Origin of the sequence: Mesorhizobium sp. ISC15, assembly GCF_037162615.1 — a bacterium.
GTDB lineage: Bacteria > Pseudomonadota > Alphaproteobacteria > Rhizobiales > Rhizobiaceae > Mesorhizobium > Mesorhizobium mediterraneum.
In genome coordinates, this window is the sequence record NZ_JAVSPX010000001.1 from 1,409,226 (window position 1) to 1,432,735 (window position 23,510).

28 protein-coding genes are annotated in these 23,510 nt (G+C 62.0%); 18 read left to right on the forward strand and 10 right to left on the reverse strand.

Annotation, left to right across the window (positions count from 1 at the left end):
• Positions 1–1,410: an HD domain-containing protein gene (locus RPG13_RS07005; protein WP_337124742.1), complete on the reverse strand. Its 1,410-nt coding sequence runs from the start codon at positions 1,408–1,410 to the stop codon at positions 1–3.
• Between the two features lie 97 nt (positions 1,411–1,507).
• On the reverse strand, positions 1,508–1,990 hold the full coding sequence (locus RPG13_RS07010) for a hypothetical protein (RefSeq protein WP_337124743.1): 483 nt from the start codon (positions 1,988–1,990) through the stop codon (positions 1,508–1,510).
• A 427-nt stretch (positions 1,991–2,417) separates the two neighbouring features.
• Here RPG13_RS07010 and RPG13_RS07015 point away from each other — a divergent pair, with 427 nt between their 5' ends.
• Positions 2,418–2,969 (forward strand): hypothetical protein, encoded by a 552-nt coding sequence (locus RPG13_RS07015; RefSeq protein ID WP_337126991.1) that lies wholly within the window; start codon positions 2,418–2,420, stop codon positions 2,967–2,969.
• Between the two features lie 514 nt (positions 2,970–3,483).
• Here RPG13_RS07015 and RPG13_RS07020 read toward each other — a convergent pair.
• Positions 3,484–4,368, reverse strand: coding sequence for a D-alanyl-D-alanine carboxypeptidase family protein (locus RPG13_RS07020; protein WP_337124744.1), 885 nt, complete (start codon positions 4,366–4,368; stop codon positions 3,484–3,486).
• Positions 4,369–4,605: 237 nt separating this feature from the next.
• On the opposite strand from RPG13_RS07020, the gene RPG13_RS07025 reads away from it, so the two are divergent.
• From RPG13_RS07025 to RPG13_RS07035, 3 genes are all read left to right on the forward strand, one after another.
• On the forward strand, positions 4,606–6,435 hold the full coding sequence (locus RPG13_RS07025) for a methyl-accepting chemotaxis protein (RefSeq protein WP_337124745.1): 1,830 nt from the start codon (positions 4,606–4,608) through the stop codon (positions 6,433–6,435).
• Between the two features lie 112 nt (positions 6,436–6,547).
• Entirely contained in the window at positions 6,548–7,657 is a 1,110-nt protein-coding gene (locus tag RPG13_RS07030; RefSeq protein WP_337124746.1) for a hypothetical protein, read from the forward strand.
• 362 nt (positions 7,658–8,019) lie between these two features.
• Entirely contained in the window at positions 8,020–8,640 is a 621-nt protein-coding gene (locus RPG13_RS07035; protein WP_126104113.1) for a nucleoside triphosphate hydrolase, read from the forward strand.
• A 46-nt stretch (positions 8,641–8,686) separates the two neighbouring features.
• On the opposite strand, the gene RPG13_RS07040 is transcribed toward RPG13_RS07035, so the two are convergent.
• The 4 genes from RPG13_RS07040 to RPG13_RS07055 form a co-directional block, all read right to left on the reverse strand.
• Positions 8,687–8,995 (reverse strand): hypothetical protein, encoded by a 309-nt coding sequence (locus RPG13_RS07040; RefSeq protein WP_164759219.1) that lies wholly within the window; start codon positions 8,993–8,995, stop codon positions 8,687–8,689.
• Between the two features lie 143 nt (positions 8,996–9,138).
• The gene (locus tag RPG13_RS07045; RefSeq protein ID WP_127205561.1) at positions 9,139–9,843 is read right to left on the reverse strand and encodes a glutathione S-transferase family protein; all 705 of its coding nucleotides are present in this window, start codon (positions 9,841–9,843) and stop codon (positions 9,139–9,141) included.
• Positions 9,844–9,983: 140 nt separating this feature from the next.
• The gene (locus RPG13_RS07050; RefSeq protein ID WP_127291330.1) at positions 9,984–11,192 is read right to left on the reverse strand and encodes a beta-ketoacyl-[acyl-carrier-protein] synthase family protein; all 1,209 of its coding nucleotides are present in this window, start codon (positions 11,190–11,192) and stop codon (positions 9,984–9,986) included.
• A 4-nt stretch (positions 11,193–11,196) separates the two neighbouring features.
• Positions 11,197–11,451, reverse strand: coding sequence for an acyl carrier protein (locus RPG13_RS07055; RefSeq protein WP_126104109.1), 255 nt, complete (start codon positions 11,449–11,451; stop codon positions 11,197–11,199).
• Positions 11,452–11,712: 261 nt separating this feature from the next.
• Between RPG13_RS07055 and RPG13_RS07060 the strand changes: the two genes are divergently transcribed.
• Genes RPG13_RS07060 through RPG13_RS07080 form a run of 5 tightly spaced genes read left to right on the forward strand, consistent with a single transcriptional unit; the run spans position 11,713 to position 14,065 of the window.
• A complete protein-coding gene (locus RPG13_RS07060; RefSeq protein WP_127205566.1) occupies positions 11,713–12,498 on the forward strand; it encodes an urease accessory protein UreD in 786 nt (261 codons plus the stop codon).
• Between the two features lie 43 nt (positions 12,499–12,541).
• Positions 12,542–12,844, forward strand: a complete 303-nt coding sequence (locus RPG13_RS07065; protein WP_095484607.1) for an urease subunit gamma — start codon at positions 12,542–12,544, stop codon at positions 12,842–12,844.
• Positions 12,845–12,868: 24 nt separating this feature from the next.
• On the forward strand, positions 12,869–13,126 hold the full coding sequence (locus RPG13_RS07070) for a DUF1272 domain-containing protein (RefSeq protein ID WP_292503136.1): 258 nt from the start codon (positions 12,869–12,871) through the stop codon (positions 13,124–13,126).
• Positions 13,127–13,157: 31 nt separating this feature from the next.
• Positions 13,158–13,751, forward strand: a complete 594-nt coding sequence (locus RPG13_RS07075; protein WP_127291327.1) for a HupE/UreJ family protein — start codon at positions 13,158–13,160, stop codon at positions 13,749–13,751.
• 8 nt (positions 13,752–13,759) lie between these two features.
• The gene (locus RPG13_RS07080) at positions 13,760–14,065 is read left to right on the forward strand and encodes an urease subunit beta (RefSeq protein ID WP_077374464.1); all 306 of its coding nucleotides are present in this window, start codon (positions 13,760–13,762) and stop codon (positions 14,063–14,065) included.
• 26 nt (positions 14,066–14,091) lie between these two features.
• On the opposite strand, the gene RPG13_RS07085 is transcribed toward RPG13_RS07080, so the two are convergent.
• Positions 14,092–14,586, reverse strand: a complete 495-nt coding sequence (locus tag RPG13_RS07085) for a hypothetical protein (protein ID WP_292397694.1) — start codon at positions 14,584–14,586, stop codon at positions 14,092–14,094.
• 126 nt (positions 14,587–14,712) lie between these two features.
• Entirely contained in the window at positions 14,713–15,096 is a 384-nt protein-coding gene (locus tag RPG13_RS07090) for a hypothetical protein (protein WP_095484604.1), read from the reverse strand.
• Positions 15,097–15,274: 178 nt separating this feature from the next.
• On the opposite strand from RPG13_RS07090, the gene ureC reads away from it, so the two are divergent.
• From ureC to RPG13_RS07130, 8 genes are all read left to right on the forward strand, one after another.
• A complete protein-coding gene (gene ureC / locus RPG13_RS07095) occupies positions 15,275–16,987 on the forward strand; it encodes an urease subunit alpha (RefSeq protein WP_337124747.1) in 1,713 nt (570 codons plus the stop codon).
• Positions 16,988–17,182: 195 nt separating this feature from the next.
• Complete coding sequence (locus RPG13_RS07100; protein WP_337124748.1) at positions 17,183–17,671, forward strand: DUF29 domain-containing protein; 489 nt, start codon at positions 17,183–17,185, stop codon at positions 17,669–17,671.
• 58 nt (positions 17,672–17,729) lie between these two features.
• Positions 17,730–18,323: a hypothetical protein gene (locus RPG13_RS07105; protein WP_095484601.1), complete on the forward strand. Its 594-nt coding sequence runs from the start codon at positions 17,730–17,732 to the stop codon at positions 18,321–18,323.
• A gap of 156 nt (positions 18,324–18,479) precedes the next feature.
• A complete protein-coding gene (locus tag RPG13_RS07110) occupies positions 18,480–19,055 on the forward strand; it encodes an urease accessory protein UreE (RefSeq protein WP_128241712.1) in 576 nt (191 codons plus the stop codon).
• Positions 19,048–19,719, forward strand: coding sequence for an urease accessory protein UreF (locus tag RPG13_RS07115; RefSeq protein WP_337124749.1), 672 nt, complete (start codon positions 19,048–19,050; stop codon positions 19,717–19,719). The genes RPG13_RS07110 and RPG13_RS07115 overlap by 8 nt, the downstream gene beginning before the upstream one ends.
• Positions 19,716–20,156, forward strand: a complete 441-nt coding sequence (locus RPG13_RS07120) for a DUF3995 domain-containing protein (protein WP_337124750.1) — start codon at positions 19,716–19,718, stop codon at positions 20,154–20,156. Before RPG13_RS07115 ends, RPG13_RS07120 begins: the two co-directional genes overlap by 4 nt.
• On the forward strand, positions 20,153–20,794 hold the full coding sequence (ureG, locus tag RPG13_RS07125; protein ID WP_337124751.1) for an urease accessory protein UreG: 642 nt from the start codon (positions 20,153–20,155) through the stop codon (positions 20,792–20,794). Before RPG13_RS07120 ends, ureG begins: the two co-directional genes overlap by 4 nt.
• 86 nt (positions 20,795–20,880) lie before the next feature.
• Positions 20,881–21,648, forward strand: coding sequence for a class II aldolase and adducin N-terminal domain-containing protein (locus tag RPG13_RS07130; protein ID WP_127291303.1), 768 nt, complete (start codon positions 20,881–20,883; stop codon positions 21,646–21,648).
• A gap of 3 nt (positions 21,649–21,651) precedes the next feature.
• On the opposite strand, the gene RPG13_RS07135 is transcribed toward RPG13_RS07130, so the two are convergent.
• A complete protein-coding gene (locus RPG13_RS07135; protein WP_095484596.1) occupies positions 21,652–22,284 on the reverse strand; it encodes an HAD family hydrolase in 633 nt (210 codons plus the stop codon).
• 245 nt (positions 22,285–22,529) lie between these two features.
• On the opposite strand from RPG13_RS07135, the gene RPG13_RS07140 reads away from it, so the two are divergent.
• Positions 22,530–23,489, forward strand: coding sequence for a sugar-binding transcriptional regulator (locus tag RPG13_RS07140; RefSeq protein WP_095484595.1), 960 nt, complete (start codon positions 22,530–22,532; stop codon positions 23,487–23,489).
• The last annotated feature ends 21 nt before the right edge of the window (positions 23,490–23,510 follow it).

Below are 23,510 nucleotides of genomic sequence, written 5' to 3' on the forward strand. Positions count from 1 at the left end.
CTATGAAACCATGAAAGGAATGTCCTTAAAGTCCGCTGCGACAATTTCCCGTGCCTGAGTTCGCAGTTCGCGCATTCCATCCTCAGCTGGATCGAGCAAGACATAGAACCGGATGGCGTCATAGAGCTGTGTGGACAAGGGCCTCATCAGTGCCTGGTCAAAGTCCATAATAGGTTTACTACTGGAGCCGCCTCTTGTGCCTCTCGACGTTAGAATGCGCACCGCGCGCTCCTCCTCGTCTTCGATAGGTCGCGCACCTGCCTTTGTCACGGACATCGTCGGCCCAATTTTCGTTAGTGGAAACGAAGTGTCCCAACACATCCACCGGGCGCGCGGTATTCCAGTTTTCTGTGCCCAGGTTCCGACATTTTGTTTGAACCGGTCGAGAATGCCCGAATAGACTATGCGATCGACGCTCCCATTGCGGTCCGCCAGCCGTTCAAAGCTGACCAGCAGCCGCGGCGGATTCCTATCCAGAAGACTCTTCACCTTAAGCGCTAGCTCGGGATCTGCTTTACTCTTTTGCTCGTCGGCAAGGAATTCACGGAAAATACCGACGACCTTGCGGTCGTCGAAGCTAGCCCAGCTATTTTGATCAATGTCCTGCAGCATATCCACAGCGCTACAGTTGATTTCGCCGAGAGCAAAAAAGGCCGACAGAACCTCTTCAAGAAGAAGCTCAAGGGCGACAACGGTTTTGTGAAAGGGGACCTGCTGATAATCGAAGAACCTTGAGATAAGCAGGTGATCGGCGGCTTTTAAACCTTGTTGGCGAAAGCAAAATATACCGTTGTCGTCGACTGTGGCTTGGCCGACAATGTAGTCGATGTCGACCGCCCCATACGGCATTCCCGCGTGATGCGCCGTCCGCATCAGATAGTCGAGACGATCGCAGTCCAAATCAGAGCTAAGCAGATGAATAAGGGACCCTGGTCCACTTGCTGCGAACGCTCCGATGACATCACTTGGAGGGTACCCATGTGATTTTAGAGCGCCTATGAGCTGGCTGTCGTAGCTCATAATTCGCTTGCCCATTAGCTCGTGATCATACGACGCCGGCTCGTTGTCGAGCACGAGATCGTGGAACTTCTGGCCGTTTTCGGTAGGCGCTGGCGACCCCTCAAGAAACCTTTGGCCCGCATAGTGACCGCGTATGGCGTGCTCCATAGCGTGCGAGAACGGGTAGTGGCCAATGTCGTGAAGAAGCGCCGCCAATCGATAAATTTGAATGTCTCGGTCGCTAAGCCTTCCTGGATTATTGGTATTAATCGCCGCCAGTAGTCGTCCAGCTATATGGCAAACCCCCAGCGAGTGCGCAAAGCGGGAGTAGTTCGCGCCGGGAAAAACATAGTGTGCGAGACCCAGCTGGTAGACATTGTGGAGGCGCTGAAAAACACGCGTGCTTATCACGGCGATTTCTACATCACTTAGTAGAATCGTTCCGTGTATCGGGTCGTTAATACGATGAACGTAGATTGGTTCCCCGACCAAAATGTCACAGGCTCAACTAGAGAAAATGTTCATGCGCGAGCACTGCATCAGCTTGATCGACATATTGAGCTACATGTGGCTTTTGTGCAGTCAAGGTTGCCCGGGCCTTGTCCGGAGCATAGCCAACGATCTTGCGGAGGTAGTGCCACGAGCAAAGCAGCTCAAGCCAGTTATGCAACTGCAAGTTAACTCCGGCCGGGATCTGAAATAGTGGCAATGCCCCAGCCAGCTTTTGAATTGTGGCGGCATTTAAGAAAGTCTGATTAGCCTGGGCACGACTTTCGCCAGAAAGCGCATCCAGGGCGTAGTAGTCCTGCGTAAGCGAGGGGGAATATGGACCGTGCACATACCAATTGTAGCGGTATCCAAGATCGACACCAGTCAGCTGACCCAGATACACCGCCTTCTGGGTTCGAAGCCGATCGTCCTTCGTGGCTATGTCTAACGGTTGCCCCAAAGCTCTCAGGAATGCACTCAGCACAGTCAGGCGAGTGTCCAAAATTACCTCCGATGATTCATGGTTTGTTCGCTCGCAATAGAATCATACATTGGTGTTATGAACAAGTCCTTCAAGAGCATCTGCCCTCTCTACCGGACAATTCTCATGCCGGATGGGGTTCCGAGAAGTTACAAATGGCCAATAGGTAACGGCAAAGGTGCCTACCGGATAGTCGGTGGGGCAGGCTTCCCTAGTAACTATACGATTGCCAAAGCGTATCCTACGCTTAGACCAAATGGCACCAAAACACGGCCGCGCAATGATGCAATTCACACCTGAAAAAGATCCTCCTCTGCCGACAGTGGCGGCGGCAGAGGAAGTGCAATAGCTAGATGCTAGACAGACAGACGCTAATTCGGCGATATCCCGCGCTTAACAACGCTGACCGGCTCTTTCGGGATGCGCAATTCCTTCGCAAGGGCAGGCGATACAAACAGCTGTTGCACTTGCGATTTTGGCCATTGAAGAGGTTGGGAAGTTTCTCCTCGAGCATCCTGCATTGCAACAGGAGATCAACCCTCCCAAGTTAGTCAAAAAGAAGACTTCATTTCCTCACAAGCAGAAACAAAGGTCTGCTGCCGAGGCAGTCCTATGGCTATTTCCTTTTGATGAAATATTCGACGTTTTGCGCGGGTGTGGATTCACAGTTTCTCTTGTTCCCATAGGAGAAGGTAATGGAGTATCGATGATTGAGGCAATGGAAGAAAGTTACGCTCGCAAGCCTGTGTTGATCTCCACGAAACATCGCTTAAGTAGGGTTGACGCACTTATTTGGCTGTTGAGGGGAGATCTGGATATTGTTAAGCAGAAATGCCTATACAATGACAATAACGATGAGACAGACGAATATATATCAGGTCGCTTTTGTGAAGGAACGATTACCTTGGCTCAAGCCGCTATCAGTGGCGCTATCGTCCGAGTAAGAATGTTTGAGAAGCAGGAAGCCAATCGCCTCGTAGAATCTCGAGAACAGAGTTGATAGCTGGTGTCTGATTTGGAATATCGCACGAATCGTATGCGTTGGAGAAGCTTTGTCTTGCTGAAAGTAATGCGCAGCGGGGACGGTTCGGAGGGCAGCGCTCTATCCAGCTGAGCTACGGGTGCCTTCGGGATCGACGATCCGGAAAACGAACCAGCCGGTAAACCGGCCAGCCACGGCTTCTTAGCGGAAGCAGGGGCAAGCTTCAACGGGCAAGTGGCCGGCGGCAAGGCTGCGAACTCGGAATAACGCATTTTTCGGATTGCTCATTCCACGGAGGCCCACGATCTGGAGCCTGCCATGACCCTCGAAGGTGCGGGAAGCAAGCCTGAAGACCGGCAAACCTGCGGTTTTATCGGACCTATGAAGAATGGCGCCGAAGCCTAAAACGAAAAACCCGCCTCGGCGGGCGGGTCGTTGGCGCAAATCAGCACCATGAATAAATTCCTAGCATAGTTGCCGTCACCTGTCAAGTTGAAACCACGAGCCCCCCCATCACTGCCGAACGCCGCCCCTACTCCTCGGCATACAGCAACCTTGTCGTCGTATTCGACGCCGGCGACAGGTTGCGCTGGATCAGCGCCTCGACGTGGTCGTTGCGCTGGCGCGCGCTGTCGGCGCCCATCACCACGAGGATGAGCCGGCGGCCGTCGGCATCGTAGGAGGTGACGATGTTGAAGCCTGAGGCCCTGATATAGCCTGTCTTGATGCCGTTGACGCCGCGGACGCGGCCGAGCATGTCGTTGTGGCCGCGCACCAGCCTGCCCCGGAACATGAAGTCGCTTTCGGAAAAATAGTGGAAATGCTGCGGGAAGCGGGCGCGCAGCGCCATGCCGAGCACCGCCATGTCGCGCGCCGTCGTCTGCTGGACGCCGTCCGGCAGGCCCGAAGCGTTGCGGAAGACGGTGCTGCGCATGCCGATCTGGCGCGCTTTGGCCGTCATCATTGCGGCAAACGCGTCTTCGCTGCCGCCGAGATATTCGGCGACGGCGACCGCCACGTCATTGGCCGATTTGACGGTGATCGCCCGGATCGCCGACTCGACATCGATCGCCTCGCCGCGCCTGAAGCGCAGCTTGGTCGGCGGCTGCCTGGCGGCGTTGTCCGACACCGGGATCAGCGTCGTCTTGCTGACGCGGCCCTGGTCCAGCGCCTCGAACAGAAGGTAGAGCGTCATCATCTTGGCCAGCGACGCCGGATAGCGCGGCGCCGTCGAGTTCACCTCGAACAGCGTCTTGCCGGAGCTGCCGTCGATGACGATTGCCGCATATTTCTGCGGCGCCGCCGGCACCGCCAGCATGGTCTCCGGCGGCGTCGTCGCGCAGCCGGCGACGAGCCCCAGCAGCGCAAACGCCGCGACAAGTTTCTGGATGAGCGGAAAGAGGCGCGGTTTGGACAAGATGGATCTGTTCTGAAGGTAGACTGTTGCTGAAACGAGTGGGAAACTAGCGTAACTGAAAAGCGCCGTCCATTTGGTTAACACTGGCCTTGCCCAGGGTTATCCCCGGATAAACGCATTTCCGCGCCTGCGCCGTCGATCACCTGCCGCCGCAATCGCCTGTTTCCTGTCCTGATCTTCCCACGGGGTCGCGCTCCGGCTAGAAAGGGCGCGGCATTGGGGTATTTGGTGGATTGCATGGCGGGCGGTATCGGCATGGGCGGCGCTGCGCCGTCGCTTATCAGGGCATCTCTTGGCCGCACCGGCAGATGGGCCACCGGGGTTGCCTTTGTCGGCGGCTTCATTTCCGACATCCTCAATCCGCTGGCGCCGTTCGCCGCCTATATCGCGCTGGTCGCCGCGATCGCCGCGGTGATCATCGCCATCGCCATTGTGCTGCGGCTGGTGCTGGCGGCCAAGGCGCTGCCGGCGCTGGTCTTCGCCAGCACCGCGGCGGCGGTCGCAGGTGGCGTCTTTGCCGTTCAAAAGCAGACGAATACCCAGAACGGGCTGGTCGCCGGCCTGGTGCCGGCCGTGGCCGAGCTGCAGCGCTCGATGGGCATTGTCTCGGCCAAGGTGGCGAAGATCGAGCAGACCGTCACCGAGACGCAAAAGACCGTCGAGACGGTCAAGCAATCGACCGACAAGGTTTTGCAAAAGACCGACGAGATCGCCTCGGTCCAGCAGCAGCAGACCGAGCAGGGTGCCGAGACGCAAAAGACCGTCGAAGCGGTCAAGCAGACAACCGACACACTGGCCGACACCGTGGCTGCCGGGCAACAGCAGCAGCAGGCGCAGGCCGAGAAGCTGCAGGCGACGACCGAGCAGATCGCCGTCTCGATCGACACCATCGCCAAGGGTTTTGCCGCACTTGCCGCACGGGGCGGGGCGATCGCCGAGCCCAAGCGGCCGGACGAGTTCTATCACAATGCCCGCGTCTATGAACTGTCGGGCGACATGCTCAATGCCCGGCGCTCCTACCTCGCCTTCGCCGGCTTCGATGTCGACGCCATCGACCCCTATACGCGCTTTGCCACTCTGCTCCGGGTGCAGGATGGCAAGGCCGGTGCCCGCGAGGTGTTCGGCGCACTGGCCGACAAGGGTAAGGCGCTGTCGATCAAGCTTGTCCATGCCTTGCAGTTCGATGATGCCCAGCGTCTCCAAAAGCTCAACGCCTTCGTCGCCGCCAATCCCGATTTCGCGCCGGCCTATTTCCTGCTGTCGCAGGAGTTTTCGGAAGATCGTCTCGGCTTCCAGGCGCTGTCCGACAAGCGCAGCGAGGCGACGGCGCTGACCAAGTTCCTGTCGTATGAGAAGGATGGCGGGCTGCTCAAATATTTCGTCGACCAGACCCAGCTCGCCGACTGGCTCGACCGCAGCCGCAGCCGGCTGGCAGCGCTTGGCGACGTGCTCGATGCAAAGCGCTTTGCCCCGACGCTGACGCCGATGCGCTCGAACCAGGGCTGGTCGATGACCATCTCCATTCCCGAGCCGGCGACCGGCATTTCATGGCGCATGGGAGACAGCGGCCCGTTCACCGAAACCGGCTTCCTGGCGCTCAACGACCAGACCACCGGCAAGCCGATGCCCAATCCGAGCTTCGAATTGCCCGACAGCACCGCGGCCGGCAGCATCGCCATCAAATATCTCGATGTCAGCGGCCGCGAGACCGGCCCGTTCGACATCCGCTTCGACCCCGAGATGGCACTTCAGCAAGGCAACAAGCAGATCCTCGACCAGTTCTGGACGTCGTGGATCGCCTTCGACGCCAGCGGCAACCGCGGCCTGGTCTATTTCAGCCATATGCTGTCCTACCGTTGCGCCATCAAGGCGGTGCATTACGGCCTGAACGGCGCGGCGCTCGACAAAGAGATCAAGATGCCGGCCTGCGACCCCAAGGATCCCTACGCCATCCCCTACGACTACCAGCCCTATTTCAAGGTCGCCGACGACGTGAAGTCGATGTCGGTCCAGGTCACCTACACCGACGGCACCCAGTCGCCGGTGCGGGAATACAAGCGGCAGTAAGGCGATCTGCTGCGCCGACGCCAGAGCTGCCTGACGTAAAATGCCGACCACGCGGCTTGCGCAACCGGCATCGAGCGGGTTTGCTGGCGCCGACAGAATCAGCAGGTGCGCCATGGATACGCTCACGATCAAGGCAAAGGGCATTTCGGTGTCGGTCGATCTCACCGTCGGCCATCTCGCCGAGATAGTGGTCGATATCGACGGGCGCCGGCTAAAACCGCTGCATCGCGCGCCGTGGATCGACGAGCCGCGCGAAACGCTGCCGCAAGACCTGCCCGCCGGCACCGTTCGCCTGTCCGGCGATTTTCTCTGCGCGCCGTTTTCGCGCAGCGATGTCGAGGAAGCGCCGTTGCATGGCTGGCCGGCCAACAGCCCGTGGGATGTCGTCGGCAGCGAGGCGACTGCCGATGGCTGGCGCGCGGTCTTCAGGTTGCAGCACAAGGTCATGGGCGCGACGGTCGACAAGATCCTCACCTTGCGCGACGACCACCCGTTTCTCTATCAGGAACATGTCTTTTCCGGCGGTTCCGGCGCGATTTCCGTCGCCCATCATCCGATGACGGTGATGAAGGACGGCGGCAAGCTGGCTTTCTCGCCAAAGCGGTTTGCGGCAACGCCGGACGACCCGTTGGAGCCCGATCCAGCCCGCGGCCGTTTTCTCTTCGCCTATCCGGCCCGCTCAGCAGACCTGACGCATTTTCCCGCCGCCGATGGCGGCACACTCGACTTGACCGAATACCGCATGGACCAGAGCCGCGAGGATTTCGTCACCCTGGTCGAGGCCGACCATGGCGGGCCGGGCTGGACCGCGCTGGCGCGAAAGGCGGAAGCCGATCTCGTTCTGGTGCTGAAGAACCCGGCCGAGCTGCCGGTCACCATGCTGTGGGTCAGCAATGGCGGACGCGACTACGCGCCGTGGAGCGGCCGTCATCGCGGCGTGCTCGGCATCGAGGATGGCCGCACAGCGCTCGGCCATGCCGCCTCGCTGGGCGACAACTGGCTGAAGCGGGAAGGGGTGGCGACCGCCTTTGCCCTTGGCGAAGGCCGCAACGTCTCGTTCCGCCATATCATCGGCGCCTTGCCCCAAGAAGCCGGCGGCGAGCCGCCGCGCGACATCACCACCGCGCAGGGGCACGTGCGCCTCACGGCTGCCGACGGTTCGACCAAAGATATCGCTTTCGACGGCGATTTCCTGCGGCTCGGCAGGTCGGTCCCAGCCTGAGTGTCCTGGGCGATCGCTTCAGGTTGGAGTTCGCCTTCCATTGCGAGCGTTGGCGCTGTCCCCTCACCCGGATTGCCAACCGAATTGCAAAGAGCAATTCGGGGCAATCCGACCTCTCCCCGAGGGGAGAGGAGATCGGCAGCGCCGGCTCCTACCTCTCTTCTCCCCAGCGGGGAGAAGGTGGCCGCGAAGCGGCCGGATGAGGGGGCAGTGGCGCCGCCCTCGACAATTGGTCGGTCTTCAACACAAGTAGCAAGCGATCATTGCTGAAGCGACTACCCTGGACAACACCAGTCCGGGATTTGAAATTCCGGCAAACTATCGCCAAGATGCGATCGAAAACACCAGCCAGAAAGGCTCCGATGTCCGAGATCGCTCATCTCGCCGCCACCATCTTCAAGCGCGCCGGCAAGGCGCAGCGTTTTGTTGTCGCCATCGCCGGCCCTCCGGGCGCCGGCAAGTCGACGCTGTCGACCCGCCTGCATGAACTGCTGCCGGAAGGCACGGCCGAAATCGTGCCCATGGACGGCTTCCATTACGACGATGTCGTGCTTGAGCGGCGCGGCCTGCGCGCGCGAAAGGGCGCTCCGGAAACCTTTGACTTTGCCGGCTTCGAAACCTTGCTGAAGCGCATTCGCGCGGGCGAGCCCGACATCGCCATTCCGGTGTTCGACCGCAGCATGGAATTGTCGCGCGCCGCCGCCTCGATCATCGCTGCCGACACCAAGTTCATCCTGGTCGAAGGCAATTATCTCTTGCTTGACGAAGAACCCTGGTCGCGACTGGCCCCGCTGTTCGATTTCTCTATTTTCGTCGATGTGCCGCGTGCCGAGCTCGAGCGCCGTCTGCTTGAGCGATGGCACGAGCATGGCCGCTCCGACGAGGATGCCCGCGCCTGGATCGCCTCCAACGACATGCCCAACATCGACCGCGTGCTTGCCCGCCGCCGCCCTGCCGATCTGGTGATTGGCGATCACGCTTGATGCGCAGCACGGCCCGCCGGAACCTTAGGACTTTCCGACCGTTATGTCAGATACGGCAATGATGCTGACATAAGGGAAACTGTCCGATGGCAACCAAGGCAAGAAAGCCTGCGCCCGGCAAGGGCAGGGCGACTCGATCAAAGGCAACTGAATCAAAGACAGGCGCCGTCCCGGCGGTCGCCGCCCGCTCCAAGGATGCAAAGCCTACTTTCGGCAAGGCGGCGCCGAGGAAAGTGATGCCGGGCGCTGCCAAGGCCACGGCAAAACACGCCAAGCCCAGGAAATCGGAGCCCAGGAAATCGGCAAATGGCGGCTTGGCAGACAGCGCAATGCGCACCGTGAAGGCGACGGCCAATGTTGCGGCCGGCGCGGTTGTCGCCGCGGCCCGGGGCGCTGCGTCCCTTGCCGCTTCCGTCATGGGCAAAGGCAGCCATGGGCAAGGGCGGCGCTAAAACCAAATAGGCCGAGCCGTCCTTTCTGCGCTACCGGCCGGTTCGGTCAGCCCCGAGCGGGGATGTTGAGGCCCTTTTGCACGGCCGGTCGCGCAAGGCCGCGTTCCAGCCATGCCGCGACATTGGGAAAGTCGTCGAAACCGACAAGTTCCCGTGCTTCATAGAAGCCGATCAAATTGCGCACCCAGCCCAGCATAGAGATATCGGCGATTGTGTAATCGTCGTCCATTATCCAGCTGCGGTCCTTCAGCCTCGTCTCGAGCACGCCGATCAGCCGCCGCGACTCGTCGCGATAGCGCTCCAGCGGGCGCTTATCGGCGATCTCGCGTCCGGCGAATTTGTGGAAGAAGCCGACTTGGCCGAACATCGGCCCGATCGAGGCCATTTGGAAGAACACCCACTGGATCGTTTCGTAACGCCGCACCGGGTCGGCCGGGATCAGCTGGCCGGTCTTGTCGGTGAGATAGAGCAGGATGGCGCCGGATTCGAAAAGCCCGATCGGCTTGCCGCCCGGGCCGTTCGGATCGATCATCGCCGGTATCTTGCCGTTGGGGTTCAGCGACAGGAATTCCGGCGTCCAGCTTTCGTCCTTGCCGATGTTCACCGCATGCGCCTCGTATGGCAGGCCGAGTTCCTCCAGCGCGATCGACACCTTCACCCCGTTCGGCGTCGGGAACGAATAGAGCTGGATGCGTTCGGGATGTTTGGCCGGCCAGCGCGTGGCGATCGGAAAGGCGGACAGGTCGGTCATCGAAAACTCCTGGGCGGGGATTTTTGCGCGCACGCGGGAGGGGCGGGTCGCAGAGAAATAAGCGTGACGGGCGGCCCGAATCAATATGACGGCTGAAAAGTTTCGCCGTGCCCGGACAACCAGCCGTGAACCGCCTGCGGTCAGACCGCCTTGACCGCCAGCACCGCATTGGTGCCGCCGAAGGCGAAGCTGTTGCTCATCGCAACGCGCACCTTGCGCTCGCGCGCCACATTCGGCGTGATGTCGAGATCGCAATCGGCGTCGGCCTCGCGAAAATTGGCCGTCGGCGGCACGATGCCGTCGCGGATCGCCATCACGCAAGCGATCAGCTCCAGGGCGCCCGACGCGCCGAGGCAGTGGGCGTGCATCGATTTGGTCGACGAGATCGAAAGCCTGTAGGCATGGTCGCCGAAGACGCGCTTGATCGCCGCCGTCTCGATCTGGTCGTTGGCCTTGGTGCCGGTGCCATGCGCATTGAGATAGTCGATGTCTTCCGGATTGAGCCCCGCGTCGACGAGGCAGAAGCGCATCGCCGCCTCCGGCCCTTCGATGGTCGGCGCGACGATATCGGAGGCATCGCCGGAAAGGCCGACCCCGGCAATTTCGGCGAGAATTGTGGCGCCGCGCGCCACCGCATGCTCATAGGTTTCCAGAACCGCCATGCCGGCGCCTTCGCCGAGCACCAGGCCCTGGCGATCGGCCGAAAATGGCCGGCACGTGTCAGGCGCCAGCACCCGCAGCGCCTCCCAGCCTTTCAGGATGCCCCAGACCAGCGGCGCATCGGTGCCGCCGGCGACCATGATATCGGCGCGGCCGAGCCTGATCTGGTCGACCGCCGAGGCGATCGCGTGATTGGACGAAGAGCAGGCCGAGGTGATGCCGAAGACCGGTCCACGCAGGCCGAGATCCATGCTGACATGGCCGGCCGCAGCGCCCGGCATCACTTTCGGCACGGTGAAGATCCCGGTGCGATTCTTGCCTTCGAGCAGGATGGCGCGATAGCTCTCCTCGATCGCCTCCCAGCCGCAGACGCCGACGCCGACGATGGCGCCCATCCTGTAGGTGTTGGCTGCGTGCGAGGTCAGCCCGGCTTGTTGCGCGGCCTCCCGCGCGGCGATCGTCGCCAAAAGGCTGAAGCGGTCCATCGACACGACCTGCTTGCGGTCGATACCGTGATCGGGAAGCGTCTTGATTTCGCAGCCGACCCTGACTTTCAGGTCATGCAGCTCCGAATTGACGATTGGACCGATGGCCGAACGGCCGGCGCGCATCTCGCCCCAGATCGCGGGTGCATTGGTGCCGAGCCCGCATAGGCCGCCGATGCCGGTAATGACGACGCGCTTGTGCATTCAGTCAGGCTTTTTTCGCGATCAGCGCGCGAACCGCCTCGACCATGTCGCCGACGTTCTTCAGGTTGCTCCAGGCGTCGACCGTGTTCATCTCGATCTCGATGCCATACTGTTCCTCGAGGTCGAAGATGATCTCCGTCAGTTCCAGCGAATGGATGCCAAGTGAGGTCAGTTCGGTAGTGGTGGTGATTTCTTCGCCACCGGGCTCGGCATGAGCCTTGATCTTCGCGATGATGTCCGTTGCCAGCTGGTCAGCCATTCGGTTCCTTCCCCAACCTTGTCGTTTCTCGACGCCAACGGATCAGCGCCCCTTTTTTCCCGGATTCAAAATCGTCATCGTCGCCTTTTACCCCGTCAGGCGCTGCATGACAGTACCAAGGTGGCTCCCTCTATAGAAACCGAAACGTTGTCAAGCAACAAGCTATATATCGACAAAGGCGCCGCTGTGCTTAACGTTGGCGCCGTGGATACGATCGAACATGGCCTGACCTCGGTGCTGCCGGCCCAGCGCGTCGCCGGAATGGCGCAGCTTGGCTGCGACAGGAATGGCGACCGCACGCGTCTTCGGCGCCTCTATCAGGATGGTTCCGCCAAGATCCGCATGCCGGCCGTCTCGGCCGATCCGCTCGAGGCCGTCTTGATCAACACCGCCGGCGGGTTGACCGGCGGCGACCGCCTTGGCTGGGAGGTCGATGTCGGCGCCGGCGCCTCCGCCACCATAACCACCCAGGCCTGCGAGAAGATCTACCGTGCCGCATCCGATCGCGCCGAGGTGCGGGTGAAGCTGACGGTCGACGCTGGCGGTCGCATCGCCTGGCTGCCGCAGGAAACCATCGTCTTCGATCGATCGGCCTTTGCCCGCAGGCTCGACCTAGAGCTTGCCGCCGGTGCCGAGGCGCTGGTGCTCGAGGCGACCGTCTTCGGCCGCCTCGCCATGGGCGAACGCGCGACGTATGGCAGCTTCCACGACCGCTGGCGCGTCAGTCAGGACGGAACGCTTGTTCATGCCGAGGATTTCCGCATCGGGCCCGGCATTGCGGCCATTCTGGGCCGTTCCGCGGTGGCCGGCGGCGCCATAGCAATGGCGACGGTGCTGATGGTCTCGCCGCGGGTGGAGGCTTTGCTCGATCCGGCCCGGGACATTATCGGCGGCCAGGGCGACGCCAGTGTCTGGAGCGTGAAGAAATCTGGCAAGCTTCTTGCGAGGCTGTTTGCCGAGGACGGCTACCAGCTCCGCAAGCGGCTGGTTCCGCTCGTCGAATTGCTCAACGGGCGGGCGGGTCTGCCCAAATTATGGTCACTCTGATTCCGATTACGCCACTCCTGATTAAGCCATCCTAGGGAAACGCATGAACCTGACGCCAAGGGAAAAGGACAAGCTGCTCATCGCCATGGCGGCGATCGTGGCGCGCAAGCGGCTCGAACGCGGCGTCAAGCTCAATCACCCGGAGGCGATCGCGCTGATCACCGACTTCGTCGTCGAGGGCGCCCGCGACGGCCGCCAGGTCGCCGAGCTGATGGAGGCCGGCGCCCATGTCGTCAGCCGCGCGCAGGTTATGGAGGGCATCGCCGAGATGATCCACGACGTCCAGGTCGAGGCGACGTTTCCCGACGGCACCAAGCTGGTCACCGTGCACGAGCCGATAAGGTGAGGCCGATAAGGTGAGGAGAGGAAAATGCTTGAGCTGCGACCCAACTGTGAATGCTGCGACAAGGACCTGCCGCCTGAGGCAACGGACGCGCTGATCTGCACCTTCGAATGCACCTTCTGCGCCGATTGCGTGGCAAATGTGCTGGCCGGCGCCTGCCCGAATTGCGGCGGCAATTTCTCCATGCGCCCGATTCGGCCGGCGGCGATGCTGATGAAATATCCCGCTTCGACAAAGCGCGTCTTCAAAGCCGAGGGCTGCGGTCCGGCCCGCGATGCCGCGTGACGGCACGATCCTGACAACGGAAGGCATATCGATGGTTCCCGCAACGATCAAACGCACGTCCCTCTCGGCGGTCCTGCTTCTCGCCGCTGCAATGCCCGCCTATGCCCATGTCGGCATCGGCACGACCTCGTCCTGGTCAGCCGGCTTCATGCATCCGCTCTCCGGCCTCGACCACCTGACGGTGATGATCGCGGTCGGGCTGTGGGCGGCCCTCAAGGGCGGCAAGGCGGTTGTCGCATGGCCGCTCGCATTCGTCGGCGTCATGCTGGCGGGCGGCGCCCTCGGCATGCTGCAGGTGCCGTTGCCGTTCATCGAACCGGGCATACTGGCGTCGGTCGTGGCGCTGGGACTGCTGGTCGCGCTTGCGGTCGATCTTCCCGTCTCGGCCGGCGTCGCCATCATCGGCCTGTTTGCGCTGTTCCACGGTCACGCCCATGGCACCGAAGTGCCTGAAAACGCCAGCGGGCTCGGTTATATGGCCGGCTTTGCCGTCGCCACTGCGCTGCTCCATGCCGCCGGCCTCGCTGCCGGTCTTGGCCTCGGCATCAGGTTCCCAGGCCTTGCGCGCGCCGCCGGCGGCGCCTGTGCGGCCGTCGGTGCCGGCCTCGCCTTCGGCGTCTTGTGAGGCTGGCGATGATCCCGGGCGAAATTATCACGGCAGGCGGCGAGATCGAACTGAACAAGGGCCAGCCGACCATCACGATGAAAGTGGCCAACAGCGGCGACCGGCCGATCCAGGTCGGCAGCCACTATCACTTCTTCGAGACCAATGAGGGGTTGAAATTCGATCGCGACAAGGCGCGGGGCATGCGCCTCGACATTGCCGCCGGCACGGCCATGCGCTTCGAGCCCGGCCAGGAGCGCGACGTCACGCTGGTGCCGCTCGGCGGCAAGCGTGAAGTCTATGGGTTTCAGCAGAAGATCATGGGCGCGCTGTGATATCCAAGGCGTCGAGCAGTTCCGGCTCAGCTGGGTGGCTTGGCCGCCGCGTAGATGACGACCTTTCCGGGATCGTCGAATTCCACGGCGAGAACGTCTTCGGTCAGCACGCGTCGCGAGTCGATGGCATTGAACAGCAATGCGTTCGCCTCGATCTCCTTGCGCAGTTCCGCAATGTCTTCCTGATGTTCCTTAACCTTGGTCTCGATCTCCGGCGGCGGACCGCCTTCCGTGCGCGCGGCATCGGTGAGGAACACGATATCCACCTTGTCGAGCTTGGACGTCTTGCGCACCGCGCCGATGTTTTCACGCGTCCGGTCGATCGCCGTGGCGACTTTGCCGGCTTCCACAGCCGTGTTGGTCTCTTCCTGCCCAACCTCCGAGCCGATGATCCTGTTGACGGTGTCCGGGCCTTCGAGACCCTGCGCATTCAGCGCGGCCTGGGGAACGCTCGCCGCGAGAAACGCAGTTGCGGCAATCATATGCAGCCATCTTGTGTCGGGGAAGGTGGTGATCGCCATCGCTCGCTCTCGGAGCCTCTTTCGAGGCTCGTTTCTACGCCAAAAAATCGAAACGTGTTCTGCCCTGCGAAGGTTCCCTCCCCGACGCGGCGGGCCGACCTTGCGCCGGCCCGCCATAGCGCATCGTCAGCTCGCTTTCTTGGTGATCAAGGTCAGCGCGCCATTGGTGTCCATGCTGGCGGCGATCACTTGCGCCGAGGTGAGTCCTTTGGCTTCGAGCGCGGACTTGACCTGAGGCGTCGCGTCGATCGAGCTGCGCAATTTCTGCAGGCCGTCCTCGCCGCGCTTGGCGATCACTTCGTTGACCTTCGTCTTCGTTTCCTCGGGCAGTTCTTCGATGTCGACGACGTTGACGGTCTGAATCGCCGGCACTTCCGGCTGAGCGCCGGGCGCCGCGGGAGCGGGCGAAGCCGGCGGCTCACCGGGTTGCGGCGCAGGCTGTTGCTGGGCGCTGGCAGCGGTCGCGAGCAGGAGCGTGGCGGCGGCTGCGAGACGTATCGTTTTGCGCATGGATCTTCCTTTCCATCGATTGGCAAACGGTCGTTTTGGGGTGGCCCAGCCACCTCAAACGTTAAATGGGATCGGAAAGTGTCGCCCAGCGGGTCATTGCGTGACCATAGGATGGCGACAATGTGGGGCCGGGCTTCGACCGGCTGTATTTTGGGCCGCATTTCAGGAGCAATTGCCGATGGCTAGAATCACCCGCGCCGCCTATGCCCAGATGTACGGCCCGACCGTCGGCGACAAGGTGCGGCTTGCCGATACCGAGCTGTTCATCGAGGTCGAAAAGGATCTCACCCTTCATGGCGAAGAGGTGAAATTCGGCGGCGGCAAAGTCATCCGCGACGGCATGGGCCAGAGCCAGGTTTCCCGCGCCCAAGGCGCGGTCGACACCGTCATCACCAATGCGCTGGTCGTCGATGCGTCGGGCGGCATCTTCAAGGCCGACATCGGTCTCAAGGACGGCCGCATCGCCGCGATCGGCAAGGCCGGCAATCCGGATATGCAAAACGGCGTCACCATCATCATCGGCCCCGGCACCGAGATCATCGCCGGCGAGGGCAAGATCCTCACCGCTGGCGGCTTCGACGCGCATATCCATTTCATCTGCCCGCAGCAGATCGAGGAAGCGCTGATGTCAGGCATCACCACCATGCTCGGCGGCGGCACCGGCCCGGCGCATGGCACGCTGGCGACGACGTGCACGCCTGGGCCGTGGCATATGGCGCGTATGATCCAGTCCTTCGACGCCTTCCCGATGAACATCGGCCTGTCGGGCAAGGGCAACGCGTCCTTGCCGGCGGCGCTTGAAGAAATGGTGCTCGGCGGTGCCTGCTCGCTGAAGCTGCACGAGGATTGGGGCACGACGCCCGCGGCAATCGACTGCTGCCTGTCGGTCGCCGACGATTACGACGTGCAGGTGATGATCCACACCGACACGCTGAACGAGTCTGGCTTTGTCGAGAACACGGTGGCGGCCATCAAGGGCCGCACCATCCATGCCTTCCACACCGAGGGCGCCGGCGGCGGCCATGCGCCTGACATCATCAAGGTTTGCGGCCTGCCCAACGTCATCCCGTCATCGACCAATCCGACCCGGCCCTACACCGTCAACACGCTGGCCGAGCACCTCGACATGCTGATGGTCTGCCATCATCTGTCGCCGTCGATTCCCGAAGACATTGCCTTTGCCGAAAGCCGTATCCGCAAGGAGACCATCGCCGCCGAAGACATCTTGCACGACATCGGCGCCTTCTCGATCATCTCGTCCGACAGTCAGGCGATGGGCCGCGTCGGCGAAGTGGCGATCCGCACCTGGCAGACCGCCGACAAGATGAAGCGCCAGCGCGGCTCGCTGCCGCAGGAGACCGGCTACAACGACAATTTCCGCGTCCGCCGCTACATCGCCAAATACACGATCAACCCGGCCATCGCGCATGGCCTATCCAAAGAGATCGGCTCGGTGGCGGTCGGCAAGCGCGCCGATCTGGTCCTGTGGAACCCGGCCTTCTTCGGCGTCAAGCCTGATATGGTGCTGATCGGCGGCATGATAGCCGCCGCCCCGATGGGCGATCCCAACGCCTCGATCCCGACGCCGCAGCCGATGCACTACCGGCCGATGTTCGGCGCCTATGGCAAGGCGATGACCAACTCGTCGGTGACCTTCGTTTCCAGGGCCGCGCTCGACGCTGGCCTGCGCGGCAGGCTCGGCGTCGACAAGCAGATGGTCGCCGTCGAGAACACCCGCGGCGGCATCGGCAAGCACTCGATGGTGCTCAACGACGCCACCCCGCATGTCGAGGTCGACCCTGAAACCTATGAGGTCCGCGCCGACGGTGAATTGCTCACCTGCGAGCCGGCCACGGTGCTGCCGATGGCACAAAGGTACTTTTTGTTCTAACCAATCAACTTCACCAAAGTTCATGAATTTGGAAATGCTCTGACGGCAAAGTGCGCGCGTTCTGTCAACTGCTCGCCCAAAACTGTGCACGGATTGTCAACCGCCGCGCTGAAAACGTTTCGGAGAATCGCCTGATCGGCTCCATCTTTTGCTTCCAGCTTGGAAATCTGGACCCTTTGGAGCAATATACGCTGGATGAACAAGATTTTTCGAAAACAGCAATTGACGCCCTACGAGGCCGACTATGCTCAGTGGTGCGCCGAACAAGGCGCGCTGCTGCGCGAAGGTCGTCTGTCCGACCTCGATCGAGAAAATCTGGCGGAGGAGATCGAGAGTTTGGGGCGTAGTGACAACAGAGAGATCAGAAGCAGGCTGGGCACCTTGCTACTGCACCTCCTCAAATGGCAATTTCAACCCGAGAAGCGTAAAGCAGGATGGTTGATTTCAATCCGCGAGCAGCGATATCAGATCGAAAACCTGCTCGACGAAAGCCCAAGCCTGAAAGCTTATCCTGGGCAACAGCTCGGACAGGAATTCAGGATGGCGAGGCTAAAGACGGCCGACGAGACGGGTCTGAACGAGCGGGATTTTCCTGTCGACTGCCCGTATTCGATCAGAGACATTCTCCACCACGATTTTTTTCCGGGCGCTCCTTGGTCGTCGGATCAACTTATCCGCGATTAAGCCTTTAGACCGCGACGCTTTAAACAGCCCCATTGCACCGAATCCTCCTTGGGCGTTTATGAACCAGCAACTCCCTTACGCCCACGACATATTCCCCCACATCCGCATCATCTTGGGCATGGTGATCGGGCTTGGCGTCACGCGGCTGCTGTCCGGGGTGGCCCGCATTGTCCAGCATCCCGGACAGTACCGGCTCTATTCGGTGCATCTGGCCTGGGTTGTGTCGGTGCTCTTGATGCTGGTGCATTTCTGGTGGTGGGAGTTCGGCCTGTTTCAGATCGAGACCTGGACCTTCGGCAAGTACCTGTTCATCATCTTCTACGCAGTCACGCTGTTCCTGCTCTGCGCGCTGCTGTTTCCGGACTCGATGCTGGACTACACCAGCTACGAGGATTTTTTCTACTCGCGCCGTGCCTGGTTCTTCGGCCTGCTGGCGGCGACTTACTTGCTCGATGTGATCGACACGCTTCTGAAAGGGCCCGAGCATTTTGCCCGCTTCGGCGTTGAATATTTGTTCCGCACGCCGGTGTTCGTCGCGCTTTGCATCATCGCGATGCTTGTCCGCGATCGCCGCTTCCACATCGCCTTTGTCGCCGCCGCCCTCGTCTACCAGATATCGTTTATCCTGCGGCTCTTCGACACGATCGTTTGACTACAGCGCCGCGCGTCCTTTCGGACGCGCAAAGGACGCTGTAGAAACTTGACTTGGCGCATGATCCTTCCCGAAATCGAATTCGATTTCGGGGTCATGCGCTGGCATTGGGTCGATGCCTGGAACGGACTAAGCTTTTTGCAAGGCAGGTGTTACATGAAGCTCGATATCCGCACCGACTTCACCAAATTCCCGCGTGCCGTCTCCGTGCTTGCCGCCGGCGAAGCGGGAGCGGTCACGCCCTATGATCGGGCCGTGCTTGCCCATGACGAGCGGCACCTGCGTCGCCGCGCCATCGAGACTTCAGGCGGCGACAAGATACTGGTCGACCTGCCCGAGCCGGTTGCTTTGGGCGATCGCGACCGGCTGGTGCTTGAGGATGGCCGCCATGTCGAGATCATCGCCGCGGAGGAGCCGCTCTACGACATCCGCGCCTTGAGCCCTGTTCATCTGACCGAGCTCGCCTGGCATATCGGCAACCGCCATCTGGCGGCCGCCATCGAGGCGGAACGCATACTCATCCTGCGCGATCATGTCATCAAGGCGATGCTGGAAGGGCTGGGCGCGACCGTGCGCGACGTCTCCGAACCGTTCGTGCCGGTGCGCGGTGCCTATTCCGGCCATGGCCACGGCCATGCCGAGGCGCATGCACACAGCCACGCTGAGGCGCATTCCCATGCCCACAGCGAATCGCACTCCCACAGCCATTCGCACGGCCATGATCATGACTGACCAGCCTTCCAACGTTGCCTTGTTGCGGCTGATGGCGTGGCTGTCGCCTTCCTTTCCGGTCGGCGGCTTTTCCTACAGCCATGGCCTCGAACGCGCCGTGCACGACGGACTGGTTGCCGACAGCAAAGACCTCGCCGCATGGCTGGAGACGCTGGTCGAGATGGGCTCGGGCTGGAACGATGCCGTGCTGTTTGCCGAAAGCTGGCGGCGCGCGCGGCAAGCCGGTGATCTCGACGAGATCGCCGCACGCGCCGAGGCCTTGGCCGGCTCGCGCGAGCGCCATGCCGAGACCATGCTGCAGGGCGCCGCCTTCCTGAAGGCGGCATCGGCCTGGCCGTGCCAGGCGCTCGACCGTCTGCCGGCCGAGTGCCCCTATTGCGTCGCCGTCGGCGCAACTGCCGGTGGCAACGCAATTGCCCTGCAGGACGCGCTGTCGGCCTTCCTGCAGAGTTTCTTTTCCAATCTCGTCCAGGCGGCGATCCGGCTCGGCGTCGTCGGCCAGACCGGCGCCACCGCGCTGCTCGCCGGCTTCGAGCCGCTGGCACTGGAAACGGCGTCCCGTGCCTCCAATTCGACGCTTGACGATCTCGGCGGCTGCGCCTTCGTCTCCGACATCATGGCGATGAAGCACGAAACCCAGTATTCCCGGCTGTTCCGCTCATGATCGTGCTTGCCTTCATTCTCTCAATCGTCCTGCTGCTGATCACCACGCTGCATGTCTATTGGGGTATTGGCGGGATCTGGCCGGGCAGGGACGCTGCCTCCTGCGCCCGCGCGGTGGTCGGCTTTCGCGGCGTCGACGAGATGCCGGCGCCCTTCGCTTCTTTTGCCGTTGCTGCCTGCCTCGGCCTGGCGACGCTGTGGCCGATGGCGCTTGAAGGCGTGTTTGCCACGCCCTTTCCCAAGGCCGGGCTTGCCGCCACGGCGCTGCTCATCGCGCTGGTCTTCCTCGGGCGCGGCATTGCCGGTTTCACGCCCTGGTGGCGCCGGCTGACGCCGGAACAGCCTTTCGCGCGGTTCGATGTCCGCTATTATTCGCCGCTGTGCCTTTTGATCGGGCTCGGCTTCGCCATTCTTGCCATCACGGAGTTTTCCGCATGACCCAAGCCAATGGTCCTCTTCGCATCGGCATCGGCGGCCCGGTCGGCTCTGGCAAGACCACGCTCACCGAAAAGCTCTGCAAGTCACTGCGCGACGAGTTTTCCATCGCCGTCGTCACCAACGATATCTACACCAAGGAAGATGCCATGATGCTGGCCCGGCTCCAAGCGTTGCCCGAGGATCGCATCATCGGCGTCGAGACCGGCGGTTGCCCGCACACCGCCATCCGCGAGGACGCCTCGATCAATCTGCAGGCGATCGCCGAGATGACCAAGAAATTTCCCGATCTCGACATCGTCTTCATCGAATCCGGCGGCGATAACCTCGCCGCCACATTTTCCCCCGACCTCGCTGATCTGACGCTCTACGTCATCTCGGTCTGCCAGGGCGAGGAGATCCCGCGTAAGGGAGGACCGGCGATCACCCGATCCGACTTCCTGGTCATCAACAAGAGCGATCTCGCCCCCTATGTGAACGTCAATCTCGATGTCATGGAGGCAGATGCTGCCCGCATGCGCGGCAAGCGGCCGTTCGGCTTCACCGACCTGTCGCGCGGCAAGGGTCTGCAGGAGGTGATCGATTTCATCATCGAGCATGGCGGGCTGCGGGTCGACGCCGCCAGAAGCACTGCGGCGTAAGGCGACGGCGCTCGCCTGCACCAAACGAAACCGGTTGCGCGTCCCGCCGGCGCGCGGCATCCTTGCTTCTTTCACGGAGGTTTTCGATGAGCATCGCCCGCCTGCAGAAGGAAATGCTGACCAACCTGCCTTTCTACGAGGAGCGCGTCGATCTGGCTTGCGCCTTCCGCTGGACGGCGCGGCTCAACATGCACGAGGCGGTGGCAAATCATTTCTCGCTGGCCGTCAACGATGGCGGCTCGCAATTCCTGATGAATCCCAACCAGGTGCATTTCTCGCGCATCAAGGCGAGCGACCTGCTGCTGATCGACGCCAACGACCCCGACACCCTCTCCGGCCCGAATGCGCCCGACCCGACGGCATGGGGCCTGCACGGCGCCATCCATCGCAATGTGCGTCATGCGCGTTGTGTCATGCATGTGCACTCGATCCACGCCACCGTGCTCGCCTCGCTCGCCGACTCGACGCTGCCGCCGATCGACCAGAACTCGGCGATCTTCTTCAACCGCCACGTCGTCGACGGCCACTATGGCGGGCTCGCCTTCGAGGAGGAGGGCGAACGCTGCTCGCAGCTGCTTACCGATCCGAAGGTCAAGGTGATGGTCATGGGCAACCATGGCGTGCTGGTCATCGGCGATACCGTTGCCGACACCTTCAACCGCATGTTCTATTTCGAGCGCGCCGCCGAGACCTATATCAAGGCGCTGTGGACCGGCCGTCCGCTGCGGGTCCTGCCGGATGAAATCGCGGAAAAAGCAGCGCTGGAGCAAGAGGACTATCCCGGCCAGGCCGAACGGCACCTGTCTGAATTGAAGGCGATCCTCGACGAGCAGGAGCCTGTTTACCGGAACTGATACTTAAAGCCCCAGCTCCGCCCGCAATTCGTCGGCGCTGTTGATGACGATCGCGCCGGGCGGCCCGTCCATAGGCGCCTCCGGCCAGAAGATCGTCCTCATCCCCGCCGCCAGCCCCGCCGTGGCGCCGGTCACGCTGTCGTCGACGGCCACGGCATCGGCCGGATCGACACCGGCCAGCCAAGCGGCGCGCAGGAAGGGTTCGGCGTGCGGCTTGCCCTCGTGCACGTCATTGCGGCTGATTGTCTTCATGCCGGGATAGAAGAGGCCAACCGCGCGCAGATTGGCATCGACGATCAGCCGGTCGGAATTGGACACCACCGCCTGCGCCACGCCAAGCGCGCGCAGCTCGTTAAAAATCTCGATCGCGCCGATGCGCGGCTTCAGCGTCTCGGCCATCGGCAGATAGTGATCGTATTTGCGCACGATCCAGTCGTCGAAGGGCAGGTCGAGGCCGAACTCGTCGCGCAGCATCTCGTAGACCGGCCATGCCGCAATGCCCAGCACCCGCTCATGCAGGTTGGCCGGCGCCGCGATGCCGACGCTGTGCAGCGCCGCCACCAGCGCCGCCTCGTGCAACGGCTCGCTATCGACCAGCGTGCCGTCCATGTCCCAGAAAACCGCTTTCGGCGTCATGCGAGGCTCCTTTGTCTGAATCCCTTAAAGGGTTTGCGTCGGGAGATAAACCGCCGCGCCTGACTGCACGGACATTGCGGGACTTCAAAAATTGCTTGGCTACGATCATCCACTCTAAGCACCACAGGCGCCTCGGGCAGTTCACCTAAGCAATTGCTCTGGTGATAGGCAATTGCGCACAAGCGCATTCCCCCTTAAAAGTAAAGCGCCCCCCGCCTTGATGCTCGGGGCAGGGAGGCAGCAAGTTGAATTCCCGGCAGGACAGCGGCAGCAACAGGCTGGACGACGCGGCACGCGCCGGCTGGCTCTATTATGTCGCCGGCAACACGCAGGACCAGATCGCCTCGACGCTCGGCATCTCACGGCAGACGGCGCAGCGGCTTGTGTCGCTGGCGGTGTCGGAAGGGCTGATCAAGGTGCGCGTCGACCACCCGATCGCCAATTGCCTCGATCTCGCGGCGCGACTGAAATCGCGCTTCGCGCTCGATCTGGTCGAGGTGGTGCCGAGCGATCCTGCTTCCTCCTCGACCATCATCGGCGTCGCCGAGGCGGCGGCGGCCGAGATTGAACGGCGGCTGCGGTCGCCGACGCCGATCGTCATGGCGATCGGCACCGGCCGGACGCTGAAGGCGGCAATCGAGCAGCTGCCGCCGATGGAATGCCCTCAGCACAAGGTCGTGTCGCTGACCGGCAACATCTCGCCCGACGGCTCGGCCGCCTTCTACAACGTCATCTTCACCATGGCCGACAGGGTCAAGGCGCGCTCCTTCCCGATGCCGTTGCCGGTCATCGCCTCCTCGCCGGAGGAGCGCGAGATGCTGCTCAGCCAACCGATGATTCAACCGACGCTGGCGCTTGCAGCGGAAGCCGACGTCACGTTCATCGGCATCGGCGATCTCGGCCCGAAGGCGCCGCTCTATGAAGACGGCTTCATTTCGGAAAGTGAATTGAAGGCGCTGCAGAAAGCCGGCGGCGTCGCCGAGATCGTCGGCTGGGTCTTCGATCGCGAAGGCCGGATGATCGAGGGCATCACCAATGACAGGGTGTCTTCGGCGTCGCTGCCGTCGCGCGAAAAGTCTCTGGTGATCGCGCTCGCCATGGGCGAGCGGAAGCTGCCCGGCATCCTTGCGGCTGTAAACCGGCGGCTGGTCAACGGCCTCATCACCGACGAACGGACTGCCGCCGCTTTGCTGGCGGCCAGTTGATTAGGGATAAGTCCAGCAAGG